General features: G+C 41.4%; 6 protein-coding genes. 3 read left to right on the top strand and 3 right to left on the bottom strand.

Going from position 1 to position 8,532, the window contains the following annotated elements; translation table 11 throughout:
- Window positions 1-131: 131 nt before the first annotated feature.
- Window positions 132-2,804 (top strand): TonB-dependent siderophore receptor, encoded by a 2,673-nt coding sequence (locus HUJ19_RS11435; protein WP_290624329.1) that lies wholly within the window; start codon window positions 132-134, stop codon window positions 2,802-2,804.
- Window positions 2,805-2,952: 148 nt separating this feature from the next.
- Here HUJ19_RS11435 and HUJ19_RS11440 read toward each other — a convergent pair whose 3' ends face one another.
- The gene (locus HUJ19_RS11440; RefSeq protein WP_290624330.1) at window positions 2,953-3,924 is read right to left on the bottom strand and encodes a class I SAM-dependent methyltransferase; all 972 of its coding nucleotides are present in this window, start codon (window positions 3,922-3,924) and stop codon (window positions 2,953-2,955) included.
- Window positions 3,925-3,978: 54 nt separating this feature from the next.
- Here HUJ19_RS11440 and HUJ19_RS11445 point away from each other — a divergent pair, with 54 nt between their 5' ends.
- Window positions 3,979-4,638 carry a putative 2OG-Fe(II) oxygenase gene (locus HUJ19_RS11445; protein WP_290624331.1) on the top strand — a complete coding sequence of 220 codons (660 nt, stop codon included), beginning with the start codon at window positions 3,979-3,981 and terminating at the stop codon, window positions 4,636-4,638.
- 24 nt (window positions 4,639-4,662) lie between these two features.
- Here HUJ19_RS11445 and HUJ19_RS11450 read toward each other — a convergent pair whose 3' ends face one another.
- A complete protein-coding gene (locus tag HUJ19_RS11450; RefSeq protein WP_290624332.1) occupies window positions 4,663-4,896 on the bottom strand; it encodes a sulfurtransferase TusA family protein in 234 nt (77 codons plus the stop codon).
- The gene (locus HUJ19_RS11455; protein WP_290624333.1) at window positions 4,893-5,981 is read right to left on the bottom strand and encodes a tRNA (5-methylaminomethyl-2-thiouridylate)-methyltransferase; all 1,089 of its coding nucleotides are present in this window, start codon (window positions 5,979-5,981) and stop codon (window positions 4,893-4,895) included. The genes HUJ19_RS11450 and HUJ19_RS11455 overlap by 4 nt, the downstream gene beginning before the upstream one ends.
- A gap of 372 nt (window positions 5,982-6,353) precedes the next feature.
- Between HUJ19_RS11455 and HUJ19_RS11460 the strand changes: the two genes are divergently transcribed.
- On the top strand, window positions 6,354-8,336 hold the full coding sequence (locus HUJ19_RS11460) for a diguanylate cyclase (RefSeq protein ID WP_290624334.1): 1,983 nt from the start codon (window positions 6,354-6,356) through the stop codon (window positions 8,334-8,336).
- The last annotated feature ends 196 nt before the right edge of the window (window positions 8,337-8,532 follow it).

Genomic DNA, 8,532 nt, shown 5'->3' on the forward strand with positions numbered 1-8,532 from the left:
CATAGAAAATTATGATAACTATAACATTCTCCAAGGCTGTGTTTGGCCGTGGTACTTTATTGTGGCACGATAAAATGCAGTTTTGGGCAAAAAGAAAGAAAATTTACCAACTTATCTATAGGTAGGATTTTATGACTAACAAGACAATGATAGCTAAAGCAGTTAAGTACGCTTTATATAGCGGCTTTGCAGCTTCTATGGCTGTTGCTGCTCCAGCTACTTTCGCTGCAGAAGAAGAAGCTGATGACGCAGAAACAGTTGTTGTAACGGGTTCTCGTTTAAAAAGAACTGACGTTGAAGGTGCAAACCCAGTTACAGTAATCACTCGTGAGCAAATCGAACTTTCTGGTGAGATTTCAGCGGCTGAATTACTACGTAACACAACTTTCAATACTACAGGTTCATTCCGTCCACAATCTGGTTCATCAGCGCAAGGTGTTGCAATGATCGACCTTCGTGGTATCGGTTCATCTCGTTCATTAGTATTGGTTGACGGTCGTCGTTTGACTATGTCTCCATCTACTGGTTCTAGCCAGGATTTGAACTCAATCCCAATGGGCGCTATTGAGCGTGTTGAGATTTTGACTGATGGCGCATCAGCGATCTACGGTTCTGACGCAATCGGTGGTGTTGTAAACGTAATTACTCGTAAAGATTACAACGGTGCTGAAGTAAGCTTGCAAAAAGGCGAGCCAAGCATTCCTACTGAAGGTGGCGAGCGTGAAGCTGGTAGCGTAGTATTTGGTTCTTCGAATGATACTACAAGCCTATTAGGAGGTGTTTCTTGGAACAAGCGTGACATCGTTTTCCAACGTGCATTCCCATGGGTTGAGCCAGGTGCTTCAATTTATGGTAACAACTGGACATATACTGATTTCAGTAACGCATTTACTGCAATTCCAGGTGGCTGTAACGAAGAGAACTTCTATCCAAATGGAAACGCTTGTGCCTATAACTTCAACGCGACTAACGCGAACGAAGCTTCTACTACCAACGAGTCTCTTTACCTAAAAGCAAATCACATGGTAAATGATGATTGGTCAATCTATGCAAATGCTACAATTGCTAAGAATGACTCTTTCGGTCGTTACGCTCCAGCTCCTGATTCAAACTTCTTCTATGCTGGTTTGACTACTCCTGCAGATAGCTATAACAACCCAACCAACCCTGATGCTTGGATGTATGATCCAAACAACCCTAATGCGGTTGCATACGATCCTAACATTGGTGCTAACGAGCCAATGTGGTTCTTCCACCGCTTCGCGGCAGCTGGTAACCGTGATAACACAGTACAAAACGAGAACATTGACTTCTTGTTCGGTACTACGGGCTATGTTGGTGATGTTGAGCTAGACTTCAGTGTACGTCGTGTACGTAACCAAACAGTTGAAATCGGTAACGGCTACCTGGCAGCACAAACTGCTTGGACATTCGTAAACGACTTCAACCCAGGTTATGAAGTTTACGGTGACAACACTTCTACGTTCAACCCAGACTTATACCGCTATGGTTACGATATTCAAAACCCATCGTCAAACCCAACTGAAGTACTACGTGGTTCAGTAGTTACTACTTCACGTGTAAGTAATTTCGACTTCGACGAGATCTTTGCTTCTGCGGCATTTGATATCGGTGAGTTGGATGGCGGTACTATTCAGATGTTCGTTGGTGCTGATCGTCGTGAAGAGTACTACTCAGACGCTTATGACGCTCAGTCAGAAGCTGGTCTTGTTGGTGGTTCTGCTGGTAACTCAGCTGGTGGTGGCCGTGATGTAACTGCTGCTTACTTCGAAACATTGCTTCCATTTACAGAAGACTTAGAAGTTTCTCTAGCTGGCCGTTTCGATGATTATTCAGATTACGGTAACGACTTCTCTCCAAAAGTTTCTGTACGTTATCAGCCAATGGATGAGTTGACACTTCGTGCGTCATTCGGTCAAGGTTTCCGCGCTCCAACTTTGGACATCTTAACTCAGAAAGATGCTTTCTCAGCTGATCCTGTTCAAGATGAGCAAACATGTATCGTATTCGGTGAAGACCCAGACTGTGAAGTGCAAATCAATGCATACCGTATTGCTAACCCAGACCTAGAGTCTGAGCAATCTGATCAATATGCATTCGGTTTAGCTTATCAGCCAACTGATTGGTTCAACTTCACTTTGGATTACTACAATATCCAGATTGATAACCGTATCGCGTTCTTCAGTTCTCAAAACTTGATCAACCGCGAGCAAGCAGGTGACCCAATTCCAGCTGGTCTTGGTGTGACTCGTCGTGCAAACGGTTCGATTGCTGAAATCTTGACTGGTTATGGTAACGAGGGTGACCTTGAAACTGACGGTGTTGATTTGAATGCTCGCTTCAACTTTGATTTCGAAGATGCTGGCCGTTTGGCTTCGAACTTCCAGGTTTCTTGGATCAATGACTTGAGTGTTGACGGTGGTCGTAACCTAGTTCGTGACCCAGGTGTGCCACAATGGCGTGCAGTGTTACAAAACGTCTATAACATTAACGATTTCGTTATCGCATGGAATGTTAACACAATCGGTGGTCAATACACTGATGTAGTGGCTAACGGTAGCCCAGGTGATGGCGTTGGCCGTTCTGGTAACATGGGCGTGTGGACTACGCATGACCTACAAGTAAGCTATAACACTTCTTGGGATGGTCAAATCTCAGTAGGTGCGCAAAACGTTTTCGAAAAATACCCAACTATCGAAGACTTCGATGGTCGTGAGTACAACTACTACTTGTACAACGGCTATGGTCGCGTAGCTTACGTTCGTTATACTCAAACTTTCTAAGTTTAAGTTAACAAGCGAAATAAAAAAGGCGAGGTTTTCCTCGCCTTTTTTTATGCTTTTGCCCTACTCTAAAATAAGCCTTCAGACTGTTAATTTAATTTAGTGTGTGTCATCTTAAAAAGTTTAGTTACGAATGAAAGAAAAACAGCTACCGGATCTGAATAGACCATGCAAATGGCATTTGCTCAACATCAAAGGTTGTTGATTGTAATGTTAGCTCAAATTTATTGGCTATGTCCTTCAGAGCCTCAAGCTTTTTGTCTGTGAAGGTCGCATTAAGCTGATCATCAAGTCGAATGCGGTGTTGTTCAAGTGCACTGAACTGTTGTGCTAAATGCTGGCGTAGATGTTGGGGATTGGCGGTTGATACATTCTGTAGGATGGAAACAATACGATTAATAATGTCCTGAATCCAAATAGAGTATTTTTCTTCTTTAAATTGTTCCTTCAACGTTTCAATAACCCATTTTATGGTTTTACTAATGGACTGATTGTAAGGATTATTATGCCAGGACTGGTATTGACCAGAATTGAAAACCTGGAATGCAATATCGAGTAAGAGGTCTACTTGTAAAAATAGTGGGCTTTTGTGCAGAACTTCATTGAAAACATATAAACCAGCCTTAGTATCATCAGAGATTAATGATTCAGGATGATGTGCCATTATATTTATCGAGCCTTTGCTTGTAAGTACTTTATGACACTCGGCGACTGTCTTTGATATATTTGAATATTCAAACCCAAATTGACTAATAAATACATCAATGGAATTAGGTTTGAAGGGGAGATTTTCTGCAGGGGTTTTAGCATGGAAGTGTATTTGAGACAAAAACTTCAGCATCTTTTTATCGTGCTTAAGCGTTTCTATAGGGTTTATGTCTGCGGCATCTATTCCATGGACCTCAAAGTTGAGATTATGAAGATTGCTAAACTCAACTGCAAGGCAAGCTAAGGCGCCATTACCGCAACCAATATCAACTATTTTACTGTCTTTTTTTAGTGTCGAAAAAAAATCGAACCAGTACTTTTTAATGGGGCCAGAGTATCCTGTGGATGCATCTGATTCAGCAAAGCTATTGAGGGCTTTGGACTCTGCCCAATAATTTGACCAATGATTCATATTTAGAGATAGTATCTTTTAAATTAAAACTCAGTATAAAAAAGATATATTCAAATGAACACTATAAAGAACGAAATAATACCAATGTTTTCAGTACCACTAGGGGTGTCTTACATTTCAGAAAATACAAATCTGAATAAAAAGTTGGCTGAACTCTTTATGAGTAAAGAAGCTAGTAGTGAAACGGATCAACATGGTTTTGTTAAGAAAAATAGACAGGTATTTGAAAGCTCCTTTGACCTGTTTAACTGGAAAAACGATTGTGTACAAGAGTTACAAAAGTTCTGCTGGGGGCAGTTATATCAGCTAGTAGGCACTTTAAATCAATACGATGTTGATACTTTAAAAAAACTTCATATCGCTTGTGAAAGTTGGTATCACATTACCCGTAAGGGCGGTTACTTTGGTATCCACAATCATCCAATGGCTTCGTGGTCAGGTGTTTATTGTGTTTCCGCGGGAGATAAGGTCGAGGGAGATCCTGATAGTGGAGGTCTAAACTTGATTTCCCCGCAGATTTCTACGACCAGTTTCATTGATAAATCGTGTTCACGTTTAGGTGGACAGTTTAGTCGTGGCAACAAAATAATTCATTTACAGGAAGGTCAGCTGGTGTTATTTCCATCATGGCTCTTACATGAGGTTAAGCCCTATTTTGGAGAGTCTGAAAGGATTACCGTTGCATTTAATGCCTGGTTCAAATATTCCGGTTAATTTACTATCGCAATAAAAAAACCGCTAGTTAGCGGTTTTTTTTATGATGAAGATGATTTGATTGTCATGTTCTTTGGTATCGATCACTTCTTGCTGGTTTATTCGACACCACGTTGGAATATCACTTAAAGTTCCCGGATCGGTGCAGATAACTTCTAATGTATCGCCAATGGCGAGTTCCTTGAGTGCATTCTGTGTTCTGATGACAGGCATGGGGCACAATAGATTAGAGCAGTCTAAGCTGTGTTTGTAGCTCATACATGCCACTCCTCTTTGACTTCGTGGGCAGGCATTGGTGGTACATCCATAACGTAGGATGTGCCGTTAAAGTTCTCAATCTGGACTGTTACAGCATTCGCACTTTTTCCGCCTGAGTAGCGAGCAACGATTTGTGCAGCTAATTTAATATCATCTTTATCAAATGAGCCGTCAAGCAAAGTTAAAGGGCCACCATGGCTGACGGTATGAATACTGGTGAACTGTTTTTTATAGCCCTGCAAGAAGTTGTTTTCACCTTCTTCACGGCTGACGATAAGCTTAAAGTTTGGTTTAGGGCGAATATGACGTCCAACCTTGAGTAGCATAATATCGTCAAGCTCATAGCGACGTTCGCCACGAGCTTCCCAAAGATCGGCAAGTTTGGCAGAGTAGTTGGCATCGGTCAGGAAGCAACAGCCGCCAGCTGGCTGAGCAAAGTCGTCAAAACCAAACTTTTTGGCCAATTCGAACTGAGGCTTACGGCTACGGCCAGAGAAATCGTATAGTTTTTCACGGTCAACCCAGCCTTCACGCTCAGGGAGGGTTGGCAGCAGGTTTTTAGCACACAGTGGACGTAACAGGCGATCATCTGCACCAGACTCACGAGCAATGATTGGCATGGTTTCTTTACGTTGCGATTTTGGACGTTGGCCAATCACTTCGCCGGTAATAATAAAGTCAAAACCATTTTCTTCGGCCCACGCCCAGGCCTGCGCCTGATTGACCATGAATATTTTGCAGTCGAGACAAGGATTAAGGTTTGCACCATAACCATGCTTAGGGTTGAGCACAATATCTTTATACTCTTCAGAGATATCAATGATATGCAGCTTGATGCCAAGTTGCTCTGCTACCCATAAGGCGTTGTTACGCTTCTGTTTGTCTTTATCTTTTTTGCGAATTGCATGAGTGTGCCCCTCAACGCAAAAACCTGTATAAAAGTTAATGCCTTCAACATGAATTCCCTGTTCCTGAATTACTTTGGCGGCTAATAAGGAATCTAGGCCGCCTGAAATCAGAGCTACGGCTTTTCGTTGCTTTTGTGGGGTTGGAGTCGAAGTTTCTACAGAATTTGCTTGAGTCATAATCAGAAAATCAATAAGTTACGCATTAAAAGAGTGCTCAAAAAATGGACAGCGATTATATATTAGCAAGTGGCTCCAGGCAAAGGGCTTCGCCATGAAAAGCTACAAAAATTAACATAAAGGTTCTATAGCACTTGAAGAGAATCTAGTACTGTTAAAAAAAGTATGGTAAATCAAAAGATTAGGTTACTATGGAGTTGCTAGCAACTGGAGGTAATTCTGGATACTAGGACAAGAAAACAAGAAATATATATAGAGCTTGGCTATGCATTAGGCTTCGGCCTGCTTGCATTATTAGTCAATAGCTTCTTAATTGCACATCTCTACGGTAATCTCAGCCTACATTTCGGGCAAATCTTTGTTATTTTCTGCTTGATTACTCGTGGCTTATACCCAGCTGCAATCGCAGCACTCATAGGCTCTATCGGACTCTATGCAGAGACACATAATCCAGCATTCTTTATCAACTCTCTGATCGAAATTTTTGTTCTGTATGTATTAAGCAAGCGTGGTTGGGTTCTGTTAATTGCTGATGTATTGTATTGGGTTGTGATTGGTATACCCATCACCTATTTTTTCGTGATTTACTTCTATGGCATAACCTCGAGCGAGTTTATCAAGGTCATAATGCTAAAGCAGCTGCTAAATGGAGTTTTGGTGGTTTCTGCTGCATCTTTGCTCAGACCTTTTATACCAAGAAAATGGCACAAGCTTGACTCTCATTTAAAGCTGCCAAAGCTTTCTTATCGAATTTTTGAACTGTCGATGATCAGTATAGTATTGCCATCGCTTGTCATTACACTCATTCTTTCCAATAATTCAGCTAAAATCGCAGAGCAGCAAGCGGATGACCTGCTTGGCGTACAGGCAGAGCATTATGCCGAAATCACCAGTAACCATTTAACCTACCATCAGAGAATGGTTGTGAACTTAGCCAATACCCTGAGTTGGCAGCATTATGATAGCAGCCAAAAGCTTGAGCTATTGCTGGATGCCCACAGCCAATATCCCGACGTATTTTCAATGCTGGTTACAGACAACACTGGTTATGTGACCCATGGAGCACCTCAGGAGTTTGAGGAGACATTGCAGAAGCTCACTAAGGAAGAAAAAATGGTGGATGACAGACTGTATTACCAAGTGGCTCGTTCGAGAAACACACACTATATCTCGGATGTGTTTCAGGCCAGAGGATACGGAAATGACCCTATCGTTGCGCTCAGCGCACCTTATTATGCCGAAGAAGAGTTTGCAGGAGTTGTTCAAGCAACCTTAAATCTTGCCAACTTTAAGAAGTTCGAAAGTGGCTCGCAAAGTATAAATGTTTATATCATTGTTACAGATGCTAAAAACCAGCTGGTATATAGTTCAGACTTGCTGAACCTTGAGCCTTTAACTGAGTTTTCGGTAGCAGAAATAGAGCAGGTTTATACTGATGATTTACCATTGATGAATGTGAACTCCAGCTTCTATCTGTACAAAAAAAGTATTACTGACAGTGGTTGGAAGATTTATGCGTTGAGTACACCTGATGCATTAATTGATTCTTATAAAAATGACTTTTATAAATTGATTGCAAGTCTGTTAATCATTGCATCAATAGTGTTGTTGGTGACCAGAAAGTTTTCAAAGCAAATCACAAGACCACTTGAAACAATCGTTAAACACTTTTCATCGAATGAACCTATTCCGGCAAAGGCTCGTACAGTATATAGCAGTGCAGAAATTGAGTCTGTCAGAGATCAGCTGCAACAAGCTCAGTTTTTTATGCTGGAATATCAAAAAACATTGCAGCAGCAGGTAGAGGCTAAAACTAAAGAGTTGCGGGAAGCTAATGAAAAGCTGGCCTTGGTCAGTGTGCAGGATGAGCTGACGAAAATCTATAATCGACGTGGGTTTGATCAGAATGCAAAAAATGCATTTGCTGTTTCAATACGTCACGCCACACCGGTGACATTAGCAATACTCGACATTGATCATTTCAAAAATGTGAATGACCAGTGGGGGCATGCTGCTGGCGATGAGTGCATTATTATGGTGGCGGAAGAATTAAGGAATAAATTCAAACGTGATTCCGATTTTGTGGCGCGTTACGGTGGTGAAGAGTTTGTAGTTTTTCTCGCGGGTGGTGACGTTGCCACCCATCAAAAGATGCTTGATGAGCTACGTATGTCTATTGCTAATCATGAAGTCTATTACGAAGACAATATTATTTCGATAACGGTAAGTATTGGTGCCTATAGCATAGTCGATAACCTTGAGATCACATACGATAAGCTGGTATCAAACGCAGATAAGCTGTTATATCGAAGCAAAAGCTCTGGGCGAAATACCTTGACCGCGGAACAACAATGAAATTTTACTAACTGACTGATATTGAAAGGACTAATGAGCCCTACAGCTCTTAACTCTTAATTATTATTAATTAAACTGACTATTTTCTGTGCGAATGGCGCTATCTAGTATAGAATATGCGCCATTTTTTCACCTTTGAGAAATTTATGATCGATAAGTTACGCAATATTGCGATTATTGCCCACGTTGACCACGG

Origin of the sequence: Kangiella sp. (genome assembly GCF_014762745.1) — a bacterium.
Taxonomy (GTDB): domain Bacteria; phylum Pseudomonadota; class Gammaproteobacteria; order Enterobacterales; family Kangiellaceae; genus Kangiella.